The sequence below is a fragment of the Mammaliicoccus sp. C-M13 genome, from assembly GCF_022386845.1.
In the GTDB taxonomy this organism is placed as follows: domain Bacteria; phylum Bacillota; class Bacilli; order Staphylococcales; family Staphylococcaceae; genus Mammaliicoccus; species Mammaliicoccus lentus.
On sequence record NZ_JAJNHQ010000003.1, the window covers coordinates 58419 to 75079 of the forward strand.

At 32.0% G+C, this 16661-nt stretch carries 16 protein-coding genes; 2 read left to right on the forward strand and 14 right to left on the reverse strand.

What is annotated here, in order from left to right; all coding sequences use genetic code 11:
- Positions 1-395: 395 nt before the first annotated feature.
- From LQ615_RS03285 to LQ615_RS03335, 11 genes are all read right to left on the reverse strand, one after another.
- The gene (locus LQ615_RS03285) at positions 396-1655 is read right to left on the reverse strand and encodes an aminoacyltransferase (protein ID WP_239703825.1); all 1260 of its coding nucleotides are present in this window, start codon (positions 1653-1655) and stop codon (positions 396-398) included.
- 32 nt (positions 1656-1687) lie between these two features.
- Positions 1688-2941 carry an aminoacyltransferase gene (locus LQ615_RS03290; RefSeq protein WP_070045220.1) on the reverse strand — a complete coding sequence of 418 codons (1254 nt, stop codon included), beginning with the start codon at positions 2939-2941 and terminating at the stop codon, positions 1688-1690.
- A gap of 258 nt (positions 2942-3199) precedes the next feature.
- Positions 3200-3859 (reverse strand): type 1 glutamine amidotransferase domain-containing protein, encoded by a 660-nt coding sequence (locus LQ615_RS03295; RefSeq protein WP_016999558.1) that lies wholly within the window; start codon positions 3857-3859, stop codon positions 3200-3202.
- A gap of 80 nt (positions 3860-3939) precedes the next feature.
- The gene (gene trpA, locus LQ615_RS03300) at positions 3940-4671 is read right to left on the reverse strand and encodes a tryptophan synthase subunit alpha (protein ID WP_064205251.1); all 732 of its coding nucleotides are present in this window, start codon (positions 4669-4671) and stop codon (positions 3940-3942) included.
- Positions 4664-5884: a tryptophan synthase subunit beta gene (trpB, locus tag LQ615_RS03305; protein WP_016999556.1), complete on the reverse strand. Its 1221-nt coding sequence runs from the start codon at positions 5882-5884 to the stop codon at positions 4664-4666. The genes trpA and trpB overlap by 8 nt, the downstream gene beginning before the upstream one ends.
- 5 nt (positions 5885-5889) lie before the next feature.
- Positions 5890-6507: a phosphoribosylanthranilate isomerase gene (locus LQ615_RS03310; RefSeq protein WP_239703824.1), complete on the reverse strand. Its 618-nt coding sequence runs from the start codon at positions 6505-6507 to the stop codon at positions 5890-5892.
- Positions 6497-7291, reverse strand: a complete 795-nt coding sequence (gene trpC, locus LQ615_RS03315) for an indole-3-glycerol phosphate synthase TrpC (RefSeq protein ID WP_016999554.1) — start codon at positions 7289-7291, stop codon at positions 6497-6499. Before trpC ends, LQ615_RS03310 begins: the two co-directional genes overlap by 11 nt.
- A complete protein-coding gene (trpD, locus tag LQ615_RS03320) occupies positions 7275-8291 on the reverse strand; it encodes an anthranilate phosphoribosyltransferase (RefSeq protein ID WP_016999553.1) in 1017 nt (338 codons plus the stop codon). The genes trpC and trpD overlap by 17 nt, the downstream gene beginning before the upstream one ends.
- The gene (locus LQ615_RS03325; protein WP_016999552.1) at positions 8257-8853 is read right to left on the reverse strand and encodes an anthranilate synthase component II; all 597 of its coding nucleotides are present in this window, start codon (positions 8851-8853) and stop codon (positions 8257-8259) included. Before LQ615_RS03325 ends, trpD begins: the two co-directional genes overlap by 35 nt.
- A complete protein-coding gene (locus tag LQ615_RS03330; RefSeq protein WP_239703823.1) occupies positions 8850-10253 on the reverse strand; it encodes an anthranilate synthase component I in 1404 nt (467 codons plus the stop codon). Before LQ615_RS03330 ends, LQ615_RS03325 begins: the two co-directional genes overlap by 4 nt.
- Before the next feature lie 512 nt (positions 10254-10765).
- Positions 10766-11812: a M42 family metallopeptidase gene (locus LQ615_RS03335; RefSeq protein ID WP_016999550.1), complete on the reverse strand. Its 1047-nt coding sequence runs from the start codon at positions 11810-11812 to the stop codon at positions 10766-10768.
- A 121-nt stretch (positions 11813-11933) separates the two neighbouring features.
- Here LQ615_RS03335 and LQ615_RS03340 point away from each other — a divergent pair, with 121 nt between their 5' ends.
- Complete coding sequence (locus LQ615_RS03340; protein WP_016999549.1) at positions 11934-13025, forward strand: prephenate dehydrogenase; 1092 nt, start codon at positions 11934-11936, stop codon at positions 13023-13025.
- A 53-nt stretch (positions 13026-13078) separates the two neighbouring features.
- Positions 13079-13810, forward strand: a complete 732-nt coding sequence (locus LQ615_RS03345; protein ID WP_237687905.1) for an MBL fold metallo-hydrolase — start codon at positions 13079-13081, stop codon at positions 13808-13810.
- Positions 13811-14070: 260 nt separating this feature from the next.
- Here LQ615_RS03345 and LQ615_RS03350 read toward each other — a convergent pair whose 3' ends face one another.
- The 3 genes from LQ615_RS03350 to LQ615_RS03360 form a co-directional block, all read right to left on the reverse strand.
- Positions 14071-14796 (reverse strand): DUF3169 family protein, encoded by a 726-nt coding sequence (locus tag LQ615_RS03350; RefSeq protein ID WP_231051228.1) that lies wholly within the window; start codon positions 14794-14796, stop codon positions 14071-14073.
- On the reverse strand, positions 14793-14996 hold the full coding sequence (locus tag LQ615_RS03355; RefSeq protein ID WP_016999561.1) for a helix-turn-helix transcriptional regulator: 204 nt from the start codon (positions 14994-14996) through the stop codon (positions 14793-14795). The genes LQ615_RS03350 and LQ615_RS03355 overlap by 4 nt, the downstream gene beginning before the upstream one ends.
- 490 nt (positions 14997-15486) lie before the next feature.
- Positions 15487-16623, reverse strand: a complete 1137-nt coding sequence (locus LQ615_RS03360; protein ID WP_239704006.1) for a glycerate kinase family protein — start codon at positions 16621-16623, stop codon at positions 15487-15489.
- Between the last annotated feature and the right edge of the window lie 38 nt (positions 16624-16661).

The window sequence follows — 16661 nt, forward strand, 5'->3', positions numbered from 1 at the left end:
TGTGACAATAAGACTATCCTTGTTGACACGTTTCGCAAGTTCTGACAATATGGCTATCCTTATTGACACGTTTTACTAGTTATGACAATATAACTATCCTTATTGACACGTTTTACAAGTTGTGACAATATGACTATCCTTATTGACACGTTTTATGAGTTGTGACAATATGACTATCCTTGTTGACACGTTTTGCGAGTTGTGACAATATGGCTACCCTTGTTGACACGTTTTGCGAGTTGTGACAATATGACTATCCTTGTTGACACGTTTCGCAAGTTGTGACAATATGACTATCCTTGTTGACACGTTTTACAAGTTGTGACAATAAGGACATTACACCTATAATGAAAGAAGCTGAGACATGTATCTATGTCCCAGCTTCTATATATTTTCTATCTTTTAATTTTTGAGCGTACTTTTTGTAATGTATTGTATAAGAAATACTTTTTCTTATTGATTGGTTTGTAGAAATCACCTATAAGTTCTTCGATTTGTACATTAAATCCTCGTTTGAATCGATATACACCGTAGTCTTCACTGTTTTCAGTAAAGTCTCCTGATAAACCGTAGAAGTTATATCTATCGAAGCCATTATCGAAACAATAGTTAATCATATACCAATGCATCATATATGGCCCCATGAAGTGATTGTATTTTTCGCTTGAACCACCTGAGAAATAGTTGATTTCATATGCGTTTTCAAAGAATACACCTGCAGAGAGATTTAATACTTCTCCATCTGTCTTCATTAACTCACTTGTTTCTAGTAATTCTTTTTGAGCATGGTCAATCTGTCTATCAGTTTCAGCGATTTTCTTAAGTTGCTTTTCTGATTTATTTTCTTTAGCCATCATTTGATCGCGTTTCGTTTCTAATTCAGTTAAGTTTTCTTGAGTAGATTGTATATATTCATTTAAATCTATATACGCTAATGGTACTAATGCTTTAGAACCGTATGTATTGATAAAGTTCATAAAGTATTCGTCTGTTTTAGATATAAAGCCTGCTCTCTCTTCAGTCTCTCTATATAATTTGAAGAATATATCTAATTCGTCTTCTTCTAGAAATCGAACTTTCACACCGTAGTTATGAGCTTTATTAACGTTACGTTTTCTCTGGCTATCGAACCCTTTTTTAACTTCTGCTAAAGTCTTGTCTTTTAAGTTTAGTACACCCATCCATCTTACTTGGCTTGATGGATCATATTGTGTAGTAAAACCATGGTGTTGATATCCTAATGATTTTATTAAGTCGACAATTTGGTCGTTCGGGCCATCTTCTTTTATTGGATTAAGGTCTTTATCATAGATGTTATAAATCCAGTAAGGGTCTACTTTAACATATAAACATTGATGTTGTTTTAAATATTTTTCAAGCGATTTAAAATAGTATTCTACTAATTGTAAATCACTGTAATCCATCACTGGACCACGGTTTGAATAATAAACATAACTGCCTAATGTTGGTATTTTAGAGAACAAACTTGCTGCAACAACTTGGTTGCTCTCATCTTTAACACCTAATAATACGACTTGGAAGCCATCATTTTCTCTTGTTTTGATATTTTCTTTCACTTGGAAATAATGACATTCATATTGACTATCAGATACAAAATCGTCGTATTCAGTAACGGTTAATTCTGTAAATTTCATATTATCTAAATTCCTCTCTTACTGAAAATCGTTTATTTTTTTAATACTTTTTTTAACACTTTATAAGCGGTATATGCTGGTTTATTAATTGGTTTCACAAAGTCACCAATGTATTCATAAACATCTGCATTATAACCCTTTTTAAATTTAATAACGCCAGCATCTGGTGCATCTTCAGAGAAATCTCCACTAATTCCATAGAAGTTGTAGCGATTAATATTGTGTTCTAATGCGTATTTAATCATTTCCCATTGTATTGCATAACTTCCTGCAAAATGACGATATTCATTTGATGAACCGCCTGCATAGTAAACAACTTCGAATGGATTAATGATGAAGAATCCTGCTGCGATTGGTAAAGTATCACCGTGCTCTGCCTGTAATTGTTTAGCTTCGTCTAATTTAGCTTCGTTAGCTTCTCTTTGCTGTTTCAAGTTATTAATTTTATTGATTGCTTTTTGATTGTCTGGTTTCTTTTCTAATTCTTTTTCAGCTTTTTCAATTTCTTTATTATGTTCCTCAAAGTCTTTTTCTAATTGAGGTATATACGTTTCGAAATCTATATATGCTAACGGTATTTTAACATTGTCAAAGTATTTTAATCTGTTGTAGTAGAAGTCGTCACCGCGGTCGTCGAAATCTTTCTTCTCTGTTGTATCTTCCATAAACCTTCTAAATATAGGCATTTCATCTTTAGTTAAAAAGCGAACTTTAACACCATTTTTTTGAACTTTTTTAGTGTTACGTTTTCTCAAGTTATCCATGTTTTTAATTAATGACTTTTCGTCCATACCTTCTAAGTCCAGTACAGAATGCCATCTAATTTGATGTATTGGGTGGAAACCAGTTGTAAAACCTTGATGTTCATATCCTAAAGATTCAAATTGCTGAATTAAATTATCACGTTCAAAGCTCTTTAGAACGTTACCGTCATGATCTCTTAATTGATATGGTAAATAAGGATCAATTCTAAAGAATAATGCTTTGTTCTTTTTTAAATACGGTACGATTTTTTTAAAAAAGAAGTCAACAAGTTCTTTATTATCAAAGTCCATTACTGGCCCTCGATTCGAATAAAAATAATTAAACTTTTTCATTACTGGCACACTTGTAAGCAAACATGCAGCCAACACCTCATCTTGGTCATTCTTTACACCAACTAAATGTGTTGAAGTGCCCTCTGATGTCTTTAGTTCATAGTTACCCACTGTCTGAGTAAAATGAGCATATGGCATGTTATTAGTAAATGTTTCAAATTCACCAGTCGTTAAATTTGTAAATTTCATTTATACAATACTCCCAATCTAATATTTATGTATTTAATACAATTATACATTATTTTACCTTTATTCTAAAACAATACTCATTACTATACCATTATTTTACTTCGCACTATAGAGTTTTATGACACAAATGTATAACTAATTGGTTATGAATAAAAAGGAGTAGAACTTAACTTTATACATTTACACGTTAGAGATCTTCTAAAACAAACAGAGCTGAGACATTTATGTATGTCCCAGCCTGCTTTTTCCATCACTTTATTATTTTAAAACATTTACAATTTTTTCTGCTACTTCTTCACTTGAATTAGGATTTTGTCCGGTTACAAAGTTACGATCTACTACTGTATGTGAGTCGAAATCACTACCTTTGACGAATCTTGCACCTTGTTTTTCTAGTTCAGTTTGTAATAAGAATGGAACGTCTTTTTCTAATCCCATTGATTGTTCTTCACTATCTGTGAACGATGTTAATTTAACGTCATTAACTAAATAATCGCCACCAGGTAGTTTGGCACCAATAAATGCGCTTGGTCCATGACAAACTGAACCAATCACCTTATTTTTCTCTTTATAATAAGCTAACATATTCTCTAAATCAGGATTGTTAGGGAAATCAAATACTGTCCCGTGACCACCTGGTAAGAATATGCCATCATAATTTTCAAATACGATATCTTTAATTCCGTAAGTTTGTTGAAGTTTTTCTAAAACATCATGATATTCTTTCGTTTCATCATTTTGTGTTGAATTTGGATCGATTGGCACACTACCACCACTAACTGATGCGATGTCCACTTCTATTCCATTTTTGATGAAAACTTTGTAAGGAATTGCTGCTTCTTCTAGCCATAATCCAGTTGGTTTACCATCTTTAAATTGAGATGTATTTGTTACAACCATAAGTAATTTTTTGCTCATTAGAAACACTCCTTTTCTTTTGTTACATCCGATTATACATGATGTTAACTTCTATTTCTTGTTTGAAGGGTTTGTAAACTTTATTTTTCGTCTAAAGCATTTCTAATAGACTTTATATATTCGATTGTATCCGTAGTTGGATCTTGTTCTAACCTTTTTACGATTTCACTACCTATAACAACCCCATCGCTAAACGATTTAATTTCTTTAACATGTTCCTCTGTTTTAATACCAAATCCACAAACAACAGGTACTTGAGAATGTTGTTGTATAAATTTTATTTTATCTTTAAGTGATTCATGGAATCCTCTACCATCACCTGTAGTTGCGTTCATCGTAACTGTGTAAATAAAACCTTCTGCATGTTCTGCAATTTGTTTAATTCGTTCATCACTTGATGTCATCGCAATTAAAGGTATTAATTTCACATTTGTTTTTGCTAATTTTTCTTTGAATCGTTGACCCAATTCAAATGGTAAGTCTGGAATAATTAATCCATATACATTAGCTTCATCTATACGCTCGATGAAACGTTCTACACCATAAGCATCAATTAAATTATAATAAGTCATAAATAGATATGGTGTATGTATGTCGTTTTTATGTTCGATTAATTCATCGATGATTTTATTTACATTCATACCTTGTTTAATTGCCTCTTGGCCAGCTTTCATAATTGTTGGTCCATCTGCTACAGGATCAGAAAATGGCAATCCTATTTCAATGTAGTTAGCACCATACTTATCCATTAGTTTCACATTTTCAATAAAATCTTTGTTAGCCATTATATATGGTATAAATAATTTACTCATTTTGTTCACCCTCTTGATTTTGCATATATTTTCTAATCGTTTCCATATCTTTATCACCACGTCCTGAAACTGTGACAACAATAATTTCATCTTTATCCATAGTTGGAGCTAGTTTTTCCACGTAACTTAACGCGTGAGCACTTTCGATTGCTGGAATAATGCCTTCAAGTTGAGTGAATTTAATCAATGAATCCATCGCTTCTTTATCACTTGCATTCGGATATTCTACTCGACCAATATTGTTATAATAACTATGCTCTGGTCCTACACCAGGGTAATCAAGCCCTGCTGAAATAGAGTGCGCTAATTCTATTTGTCCATTTTCATCTTGTACGAGATACATTCTTGAGCCATGTAGTACACCAGGCTTACCTTTGTTGATTGCAAGTGCGTGTTTCTTAGTATCGACACCTTTACCTGCAGCTTCTACACCATACAATTTAACTTCTTCGTCATTAACGAACGGATAGAATGTTCCAATTGCATTTGAACCTCCCCCTATACAAGCTACAACTGCATCAGGTAAACGAGATTCTTTCTCTAAAATTTGCGTTTTAATCTCTTTACCAATAACGCTTTGTAAGTCTCTTACTATAGTAGGAAATGGATGTGGTCCTAATGCTGAGCCAAGTAAATAATGTGTATCTTCAACGTTTGAAACCCAATATTGTAAAGCTTTGTTAACAGCATCTGATAAAGTACCTTGACCATCAGTAACAGGTACCACTTTAGCACCTAGTAGTTCCATTCTAAATACGTTTAACGCTTGGCGTTCAATATCTTCTTCACCCATAAATACTATAAGTTCCATGTCAAACAAAGCAGCGATTGTGGCGCTTGCCACACCGTGTTGTCCTGCACCTGTTTCTGCAACTAATTTTCTTTTGCCCATTTTTTGAGCGATTAAAGCTTGTCCTAATGCGTTATTAATTTTATGAGCACCAGTATGGTTTAAATCTTCTCTTTTTAAATAAATTTTTGCGCCACCTAATGCTTCTGTATATCTTTTTGCATAAGTTAAAGGTGTTTCTCGACCTACATAATCTTTTAAATAAGCATTCAATGTTTTATGAAATTCTGGATCATTTTTTAATTTTTGATAAGTTTCATTTAATTCTTGAATTGCTGGCATTAGTGTTTCTGGTACATATTGCCCACCAAATTCACCAAAAAATCCTAAATCGTCAGCTTCTAATTGTATTTCATCAGCCATTTTTATCATCCCTTCAATTGTGTTAATAATGTTTTAATTTTTGAGTTGTCTTTTTTACCTTCTGTTTCAATGCCGCTAGATATGTCATACCCTATATTAGATAATTCACGTTTTTCAATTTGTTGTATCTTTTCTAAATCTAAACCACCAGCTATTAAATATGGCACATCTTCTATATGCTCCAATATAGACCAATCATAAGATTTTCCTGTTCCACCATAATCTTTCGAAGGTGTATCAATTAAAAATAAATCAACTTGTTCTTTAAATAATTGAATATTGTCTTCTAAAGAATCATTGGCTGGCAATGCTTTAAAAATTTTTATATTTGGATATTTTATTTTCACTTTTTCAATGAAATCAACTGTTTCATCACCATGAAATTGTATTGTGTTTATGGAAGTACTTTCTACTAATGCTTCTATATCTTTAATTATTGGATTCACAACAATTGCGACTTTATCGACTTTATCATCGATATCTTTACTTAAAGTGCTAATTTCTTCCACCGTTACATAGCGTTTACTTTTAGGAAAAGTGATAAAACCTATTGCATCAGCTTGATATTTAACAGCTGTTTCGATGTCCGATTTCTCTTTAAAGCCACAACATTTAATGTACATCCTGTTCACCCCTTTTTAACACTCGAATACTTGGTAGAAATGTTTCTAAATCTGGATGTTTCATTAAAGTTTCGCCGATAAGTGCGCCGTCTACACCACTTTTTGTAATTTCTACTATATCTTCTTCAGTGCGTATACCACTTTCAGAGATATACGTTACACCTTGTTTCTTCGTAGTTAATATTTCATTTGTATGTTTAACATCCGTTACAAAACGTTTTAAATCTCTATTGTTCACACCGATTAACTCGGCATTTGTTTTATGAGCAATTGCTAATTCTTCTTTATCATGTACTTCTACTAATACTTCTAAACCTTTTTGTGTCGCATATTCATATAAATCTTTCAATTGTGTTTCCGTTAATATATTAACGATTAGTAAGATAATAGAAGCACCTACTTGATGAGCTAAGTCTATTTGTCTTTTATCGATTATAAAATCTTTACACAATACTGGTAATGTTGTTTTAGTTGTTAAGCTTTGTAAACGTTCATAACTGCCATCAAAATACTTTTCATCTGTCAAAATAGAAATTGCTGAGGCACCATATTGTTCATACAATTTAATTTGTGTAGCCATATCTCTTTTAGGTATGTCTGAAACTGTTGGACTTTTTGCTTTTAATTCTGCAATGATATTCAATCTATCGTCTGTTTTTACACGATTTAAAAATGTTGTTTTATGTTGTACGTCTACTTTTTCTAATTCTTCCATCTTTGTTTCATAATAATTTGTAGCTAGTAATGATTTTTTATATTCAACGATTTCATCCAATATTGTCATATACTTGTCCTCCTACTTGATCTAGTATAGCTAGCGCTTCTTTGTTATCGATAATACTTTGAGATTTTTCTATACCTTCTTCAATCGTTTCAACTACTCCACCAATATATAATGCAAGTGCAGCGTTTAATACGACTACATCTCTTTTAGGACCATTGTCTTGACCTGATAAGATATTTAACGTGATATGTTTATTTTCTTCAGCTGTTCCACCTTTTAAAGCATCGTTTGATGCAGCTTGTAAACCAAAGTCTTCTGCGTTTATCGTATAATTTTTGATGCCTTCTTCTTGTGAAATTTCATAAATAATATTATCTCCAGATAAAGTTGCTTCATCCATTCCACCAGCACCATGTAGTACAATTGCACGTTTGCGACCTAATTTATATAGTGCTTCTGCAATAGTAGATAATTTTGATTCATCATATACACCCATCACTTGATAATCTAATTTGTAAGGATGAATCATTGGACCAATTAAATTAAAAGTAGTTGGTGTTGTGATTGTTTTTCTTACTGGTTGCACAGTTTTCATAATCGGATATGTTTCAGTAGCACTTAAAAAAGCTAAGTTTGTATCATTAACTCTTTTAGTTGCTTCATTAATTGGTGTCGTTTGAATATTTAACGCAGATAATATATCAATGCTACCCGTTTTAGATGTGATACTTTTATTACCGTGCTTCAATACTTTCAATCCAGCTGCAGCTACAACAAATGAAGCGGTAGTCGATATATTGAAACTACCTGAATGATCGCCACCTGTGCCACAAACACAAATGCTGTCTTCTATATATGGTCTATTTTGATAAGTTGTAGCTATAAGGTTTTCTGTTAAATAAGATAATTCATCAGATGTTTCACCTTTCATGCTAAGCGCAACTAAGTGAGCAACTTTCAATGAAACATCTTCTGTTTCATTCATCATTAATTGCACAAAAGATTTCATTTCTTGTTGATCTAAATTACGATATTGGATGAGTTGTTTTAATGTGTTCATTTTGTGCACCTTCCTTTGTTATATTTACAAATGTATTAATTATTTTATCTCCATTATCAGATGCAAATGATTCTGGATGATATTGTATTCCGAAATGCGGGTTAATTTGATGTTCAAACGACTGTATTGCATCGGGTGTTCTTCCTGTTATTTTTAAGCAATTAGGAAAAGATTTTTCATCACTTATGAGCGAATGATATCTCATAATATTAAAACCAGTTTCACATCCTTGATACAGTTTGGATGATTCTACAAAATCAATTTGGTCTACTTTGCCATGTTTTACTTTTTCTCCTACAATTACTTCCCCACCGTAGTAACAAGTTAATGCTTGTGCGCCTAAACAAATACCTAGTATTGGTACGTCATGATATGCTTTAATAATTTTATTTAAATGATTTGTATCTAACGGATGACCAGGACCCGGTGATATTACTAAACCGTCTATTTCCAGATCTAATGGTGCTTCATCCGGATGATGAATGATAACTTCATCATATTGCTTTATTAAATTGACTAAGTTATAAGTAAATGAATCATAATTATCTATTACTAATATCATGGCGATACCTCCAATAAACTTTTAGCTTTTATCTTCGTTTCTTGTAATTCTTTTTGTGGTACAGAATCATAAACTACACCGCATCCTGCTTCTACATTGATATACTCTGAATCAACAACCATCGTTCGAATTGTTAAAGCAAAGTCTAAATCATGATTACAATTTATATAACCAACGCCACCAGCGTATATACCTCTTTTTTGTTTTCTCGTTTCGTATATACGCGTTATAGCTCGCGTCTTCGGTGCACCTGAAACTGTGCCAGCTGGGAGTAAAGCTGTAATCATTTGAAGCGGCGTTACTTCCGCCTTAATTTCTCCTTCAACTATTGTCACAATGTGCATGACATGCTCAAATCTTTCAACTGTCATAAGTTTCGGCATATGGACTGAACCAGTTTTTGCTATTATGTTTAAATCATTTCTACCTAAATCAACAAGCATACGGTGTTCTGATAATTCTTTTTCATCGTTGATTAAAGCTTGTTCATTTGCTAAATCTTCTTCTTCTGTCTTTCCTCTTTTGTTAGTGCCTGCAATAGGATTTGTTGTAATAATTTTTCCTTCTTTTTTTATGAAACTTTCTGGTGAAGAACCTATAATCGTTCTTTCTTCATCATCGATGTAATACATATAAGGACTTGGATTTTGTCGTTTTAAATTTTTATACATCTGTAATTTCAAAGTGTCTTTATTTTCATTTTCAAAAAAGTGTTTATATTTATAAATACGAGAAGGAACAACTTGGAACATATCGCCTTTACTAATTAACGTTTTATAATATGAAACTTCTTCCATAAAAGCTTCTTCAGAAATATTCGTTTCTAAATCACCTTTTTTATGATGATTAATTTTGTTTTCAAAAAGTTTAATATTTTGAAGCTCTTCTATCATGTTGTCTAATTCTTGATTCAATGCTTGTTCGTTTCCATTACTGAAAAGGTTACTCGTTATAACAAATAAATCTTCTTTAAAATGATCAAATACATATACTGATTCAACTAGGTTAAATGAAGCGTCTGGATATTCAGATGAAACTTCTATACTTTTTAAAATTTTATTTTGATATCTAATTAAGTCGAAGCTACAATAACCAATCATTCCTGAAACAAATGGTAAATGTTTAAGTGGTTCTGGAATATTATCTGCTTTCATTTCATTAATAAATTGTTCTAATGCTTCATAAGGTCCATCATGTGTAACCGATTCTTGTCCGTTTATATTTATTTGAAAATACTCATCAAAAAGGTTCACTTTACCGATTGCATCAAAAGCTACAATTGAAAATCTACCTTTCATTTGATTCGTACTCGCACTTTCTAATATCATTTTCTTCTTATCAATTTGTCCTAATGTTTCTGGTGTAACATCAGCATTTAATCTTTTATATTTTATGTTCATCCTCTTTACCTCCTAAATAAAAAAACCGCGCAACAACATCCTATACAACAGGACGCTTTTGCGCGGTACCACCTTCATTAATAAGTTAACACTTATTCACTCATTCTATATTTAGCTTTAACTACATGATCCCCAATTCTAAATTTAAGTGTGTTAGTTTCCATCAACCACTAACTTTCTTTAACTACATTCTTAAATTTATACTTATGACCACTGATATTTTTCTATACAAAAAAGACACCACAGTAACGCATTCTGTAAGGACGCGTTACCGTGGTGCCACCTTAGTTAACATTCATTTTCATGTTCACTTTAAAAATCACATTAAATTTTATAATTTAAAAGCCCAATTCTCTCACTGTGTGCAGTGCTAATTTACATCAACCATTAGCTTTCTGATTGCTACTAACATCACGAGATACTTATCTTTCAAATTCCGACAATTGCTTATCGGATTAATTTAAATACACTATACGAGATAATTTTTTTAAAGTCAACCCTTAATATTTAAATTAACTGTTAATTTCGGATAAGCAATAAGCTCTTAATAACTTTTCACTTTCTAAAATAGAATCTTCGTGTGTACGTTCTAAAGCGTGAGAAGACTCTATTCCAGGGCCAAATAACCCGTGACGAATATCTGCTCCAGCACGTAAAGCTGCTGATGCATCTGATGCATAATATGGATAAATATCTAATTTATATTTAATATCATTTTCTTTGCATAAATCAACAAAATGATTTCTTAATCCAACATGATATGGCCCAGAACCATCTTTTACACAAATGGATACTGTATATTCATCTGAAGCTTGTCCATCTCCTAGAGCACCCATATCAAATGCTATTAATTCAACGACTTTATCAGTAATATTTGAGTTTGCACCATAGCCTATTTCTTCGTTATTTGAAATATAAAATTGAGTCGTATGTGGTAATTCGACATTTTCTTCTTTTAAATATTTTAAAAATTGAATAATCATCGCGACGCTTGCTTTGTCATCAAGGTGTCTAGATTTAACAAATCCTGAAGCAGTATGTTCAAAGCGAGGTTCAAAGCTAACAGAATCACCAATCTCAATCCCTAAATTTCTAGTGTCATCTGCTGAAAATACTTTTTCATCTATTCTTACTTCCATATGCTCAGCATCTCGAGGGATTTCAGTATTATTTTTATAAACGTGAACGCTTGTTTCATGTAAACATATTGTGCCTGATATTTCTAATCCACTTTGTGTCGTAATTGTACAATATTCCCCTTCGATAGCATTCCAACTAAATCCACCTATTAAATCTAATTTTAATCGGCCGTCTTCTTTTATATCTTTTACAATCGCACCGAGTGTATCAACATGTGCAGTAATAACACGTTGTTTATCATCATTTTTACCAGGTACATTAATTAATAATCCACCTTTATGTGTTAAACTTGTTTCATAATTAAGTGCTTCAGCGAATTTTTGGCAATATTCAATTGCTGGATCTGCAAAACCTGATGGACTATTAATATTAACAAGTTCTTTAATTGTTACGATTGTATCATTTACATTGATTGTCATTTTCTCCACTCCCTACTTATTTCATATTAATTAATATTTTAAACTTTTATAGAAATAAATCAATAACACTTGCTTTCATACACTAACTTGCTTTAAACTATTAAAGTATTGGAGGGATTTTATGCAACGTATATTTATAGTAGGACTAGGTTTAATTGGAGGAAGTTTAATACAAAATATTAAATTTCATCATCCACACATACATATAACAGGTTTTGACTGTTTTGATAAATTTTCAGAGATTGCCTACTCTATGGGCATCATTGACGAAGTTGCACATGATTTTGATTCAGCTGCAAGTGAAGCTGACTTAATTATTTTGGCAACACCCGTTCAACAATCAATAGAGTACAGTAAAAGATTATTAAACATTGATACGAAACCTGGCCTTATCGTCACAGATACAGGCAGTACAAAACTTGGTTTAAGTACACTTGAATCAAAATTATTAAATAAAGATGTTCATTTAATTGGCGGACATCCTATGGCAGGTAGTCATAAATCTGGTGTTGTAAACGCTAAGAAACACCTATTTGAAAATGCTTATTATGTCTTGATATATGACCAAGTTGAGAATGAAGCGGCTCATAGTGAAGTTAAACATTTATTAGAACCAACTAAAGCAAAATTTATTAAGATGTCTGCAAAAGAGCATGATTATGTTACCGGCGTAGTTAGTCATTTCCCTCATATTATCGCTTCTAGCCTTATTCATATGAATGAAGAAAATACACAAGTTTCAGAATATGTAAAAACGCTAGCTGCCGGAGGTTTTCGTGATATTACTCGCATAGCGAGTAGCAATGCGGATATGTGGAGAGATATTACTTTAGAAAATAAAGACCATCTTGTAACGTTAATGAATAATTGGATTGAACAAATGGAACAGACGAAAGAAGTTATCGAAGAAGGAAATCCAAGTTTAATTCGTGACTTTTTCCAATCTGCAAAAGAATATCGTGACAACTTGCCTGTTAAAGAACAAGGTGCCTTGACTTCTACTTTTGATTTATACGTAGATATCCCAGATAAACCAGGTATGATCAGTGAAGTTACGAGAATTTTAGGTCAACAGCATATTTCCATTACGAACATTAGAATTTTAGAAATTAGAGAAGATATCATGGGTGCATTGCGACTTAGTTTTAAATCAAATAATGATCGTGATAGAGCTATAGAAGCATTGAATACTTTCGATACATATACTTTGTAATGGGCGATATTAAATTTTGATGATATAATATCACTATTGTATTGAAAGGGAAGATGACTGTGAAACTTAAACAAATCAGTAAGAATGTATATATATTACCTTTTGATAGTCATAGAGATAGACCTAATTTAGGATATATACATGGAGAAAAATATAGCATGTTAATAGATACAGGTAATTCGCCTGCACATTTGACAGAAATGCTAAATGAAATAGAAAAACTTAATTTACCTCAACCGAAAGTAGCGTTAATTACGCATTGGCATTGGGACCATACTTTTGCTATGCATGCATTTAATGGTATAACAATTGCAGAAAAAGAAACAGATTTAACATTAACTAAATTAAAACAATGGCAATGGACACCCGAAGCAATGGCAAAACGCTTAAACTCTGGTGAAGAATGTAAATTCTGTGATACACATATTAAAATCGAGTATGATGATATTTCAGAAATTAAAGTAGTTAATGCAGATATGACATTCGAAGATCATTGTTCATTTGATTTAGGTAATGTAACGCTAGAAGTACAACGCATTGTAAATCCCCATTCAGAAGACGGTGTAGTTGCTTATGTTCAAGAAGACAAAATATTGTTCGCTGGAGATGCCGATACCGGTGATTTCTACTTATTAGACGGTGGATACGACAAAGAAAAATACTATCATTATATTAAAACAGTAGAACAATATGACTATCAAACATATATTCATGGTCACCTAGAACCACTTAGTAAAGAAGGCATTAAAGAAGAACGATTAAATATAGAAGAAGAGTACTTATGAATAAAAACACAAATCTTAACTCAAAATAAATAAGCATATCACTTAACTGATTATTTCAGTTTGAAAGTGATATGCTTATTTTTTTATACAATCTACGATTTTGTTCGTGCATGCTTGCCTAGGGTATGGTTCGAGCCTATAGTCTCTCACTCATACTATTCCCTCAGGCATCAGCACTTTACAAATTCGTAGAAAATATCGCGCTAACGGGCTTGTTTAAAATTTCTTGCTCGTTAAAGGATTCGTCCTCTTCTTATTCACTACAAAGTTTGTGAAACTTGTTTAGTGTAATACATTGTATTAACAAGATACAGCATAATCATAAGTGTTACTGAGAAAAATTGATTATCATGTGAAGCCAATGAATATATAGATGCTAAAGCGATAATAACAATGATAATTTGTTGATTCAGTGAATATGTTTTTTGTAATGCTAGCAATGTAATATACTGTTCACCACTATCCATCATATTTATAAGTTTTTCGTTCAACTTTTTATCGCCTGGCTTTGGATAATTACGTTCTGGATATAATTTTCTCATGGCAGACATGTGCATATATGCTAATGGTGCTGTTACAAATAGTGTTACTACTACCATTAACGTAGATAAAATACTTACTTCTTCTGCCACATTTATCGCTATATTTAAAATAGATAAACCAATTGCAGTATTAATACCTAAAATGACTGGAGCTAAAATTAACGTTCGCTCAATCTGCATTTCTATTTCATCTTCATTATCAATATTTGTTTCTGTTTCTCTTAATCTTTGTGCTTTTTTATATACATTAAGTAGAGCGATTACTAGAATAATATATATAATAGCCAACACTACACTTGTTATATCTGTTTGCATTTTTGATAATTTAAATTCAAACAGTTCATAATTATTGCTTAGTACAACCGATGTTAATCCACCTATAATACCGCCTATTATTAAATATAATAACAAGTTACCAAATAACATGATTTTACTCTTTTTCATAGTTCTTCCTCCTCGAATATGAAAACTTCTTCAACGTTTTCTTTCAGTATTCTAGCTATTCTTACAGCAGTCAGTATTGATGGCATAAAATTATTACGTTCTATTAATGAAACAGTTTGTCTAGAAATACCTGCTTTTTTAGCAAGCTCCGTCTGGTTATAACCCTCACGTGCTCTTAATTCTTTTACTCTATTCTTCATTAAACCACCTACCTACGACATCTAATATACATTATTATAGTCATTTTGACAAGTATATTAGTCAAAATGACCACTTTTATATACAAAAAGAGGATGAGACATAAAGATGTCTCACCCTTTCAACTCTTATTGGATTTTCTTCTTCGTTAATCCAACTAACCACACTCTTATTGGATTTTCTTACTCATTAATCCAACTACACACCTTCTTATTGGATTTTCTAATTCATTAATCCAACTAACTACACTCTTATTGGATTTTCTACTTCGTTAATCCAACTAACCACACTCTTATTGGATTTTCTACTTCGTTAATCCAACTAACCACACTCTTATTGGATTTTCTACTTCGTTAATCCAACTAACCATACCTTTATTGGATTTTCTATGACATTAATCCAACTAACCACACTTTTATTGGATTTTCTATGACATTAATCCAACTACAATAAAAAACTATTACTATCCTTATATTTAACATTTTCATTTTATTACTTACGATAAATCAGTCGGAATATTTGTTCTGACTGTTGTTCTATTAAACTTTGTGCATTTTTAATAGCATATTCTAAACTAACTGGTTTTGTAGTAATACTGAATGCTGCTGTTAACCCTTGATTATGTAATTCTGATAAATCACTTTCTACAGAACCTCCTATTGCAATAACTGGAATATTATAATCAGAGGCTACTTTACAAATTCCTGAAATAACTTTTCCTCCTGCTGTTTGACCGTCAATTTTACCTTCTCCTGTAAATATATAGTCAAAGTTTTGCGTTCTTATAAGGTCGTGAAAATTCACAAAATCTATTACAAGTTCGATACCTCTTTCAATATTTGTATTCAAGAAAGCCATTAATCCACCAGCTGTTCCTCCAGCTGCACCAGCACCTTCTATTTCTTTAATAAAAATATTTTTATCTTTTTCAATGACATGAGCAAAATGATTCAAAGCATGATCTAATTCCATTACTTGTTCGTATGTAGCACCTTTTTGCGGTCCAAAAATATGGCTTGCACCTTGTTTGCCGACAAAAACATTCGTTACATCACAAGCAATATCAAAATGTGCATTTTTTAAATTTGTTAATACTTGAGACTCATCTATCGATTCAATATCTTTTAAATGTATGCCTCCAAATTTAATTTCTTGTTTGTTTTTATCTAAAAATCGATAACCTAATGCTTGTAATATCCCCACACCTGCATCATTCGTAGCACTTCCACCTAAACATATGATAAAGTGCTTTATTCCTTTTTCAAGAGCATCTTTAATGAGTAATCCTGTACCGTAAGTCGTTGTCACATAAGGATTTAATTCATCAGCCGACAGCAAATCAATACCAGAACTTGTCGCTAATTCAATTATCGCCGTTTGCCCATCACCTGTAATACCATAATCAGCTTTCATTTCTCTATTCAAGGAATCTCTACTATTAATAGTCTTTATTGTGCCATTTGTTGCTTGCACAAGGTTTATCATAGTACCTTCTCCACCATCAGCCATAGGTAGTAATTCAGTTTCTACTGTAGAATCAACTTTATGAATACCCGACTCAATTGCTTTAGCAGCATTTAAAGCATCAATACTTCCCTTAAAAGAATCGGGTGAAATTAAAACTTTCATTTTCGCACCTCATTTATATTCACTTTATATCTTATGAT

Excerpts from the sequence above, each read along its gene's own strand:
- LQ615_RS03285 (WP_239703825.1), bottom strand. The coding sequence starts at position 1,655 with ATGAAATTTACAGAATTAACCGTTACTGAATACGACGATTTTGTATCT.
- LQ615_RS03290 (WP_070045220.1), bottom strand. The coding sequence starts at position 2,941 with ATGAAATTTACAAATTTAACGACTGGTGAATTTGAAACATTTACTAAT.
- LQ615_RS03295 (WP_016999558.1), bottom strand. The coding sequence starts at position 3,859 with ATGAGCAAAAAATTACTTATGGTTGTAACAAATACATCTCAATTTAAA.
- trpA (WP_064205251.1), bottom strand. The coding sequence starts at position 4,671 with ATGAGTAAATTATTTATACCATATATAATGGCTAACAAAGATTTTATT.
- trpB (WP_016999556.1), bottom strand. The coding sequence starts at position 5,884 with ATGGCTGATGAAATACAATTAGAAGCTGACGATTTAGGATTTTTTGGT.
- LQ615_RS03310 (WP_239703824.1), bottom strand. The coding sequence starts at position 6,507 with ATGTACATTAAATGTTGTGGCTTTAAAGAGAAATCGGACATCGAAACA.
- trpC (WP_016999554.1), bottom strand. The coding sequence starts at position 7,291 with ATGACAATATTGGATGAAATCGTTGAATATAAAAAATCATTACTAGCT.
- trpD (WP_016999553.1), bottom strand. The coding sequence starts at position 8,291 with ATGAACACATTAAAACAACTCATCCAATATCGTAATTTAGATCAACAA.
- LQ615_RS03325 (WP_016999552.1), bottom strand. The coding sequence starts at position 8,853 with ATGATATTAGTAATAGATAATTATGATTCATTTACTTATAACTTAGTC.
- LQ615_RS03330 (WP_239703823.1), bottom strand. The coding sequence starts at position 10,253 with ATGAACATAAAATATAAAAGATTAAATGCTGATGTTACACCAGAAACA.
- LQ615_RS03335 (WP_016999550.1), bottom strand. The coding sequence starts at position 11,812 with ATGACAATCAATGTAAATGATACAATCGTAACAATTAAAGAACTTGTT.
- LQ615_RS03340 (WP_016999549.1), top strand. The coding sequence starts at position 11,934 with ATGCAACGTATATTTATAGTAGGACTAGGTTTAATTGGAGGAAGTTTA.
- LQ615_RS03345 (WP_237687905.1), top strand. The coding sequence starts at position 13,079 with ATGACTGTGAAACTTAAACAAATCAGTAAGAATGTATATATATTACCT.
- LQ615_RS03350 (WP_231051228.1), bottom strand. The coding sequence starts at position 14,796 with ATGAAAAAGAGTAAAATCATGTTATTTGGTAACTTGTTATTATATTTA.
- LQ615_RS03355 (WP_016999561.1), bottom strand. The coding sequence starts at position 14,996 with ATGAAGAATAGAGTAAAAGAATTAAGAGCACGTGAGGGTTATAACCAG.
- LQ615_RS03360 (WP_239704006.1), bottom strand. The coding sequence starts at position 16,623 with ATGAAAGTTTTAATTTCACCCGATTCTTTTAAGGGAAGTATTGATGCT.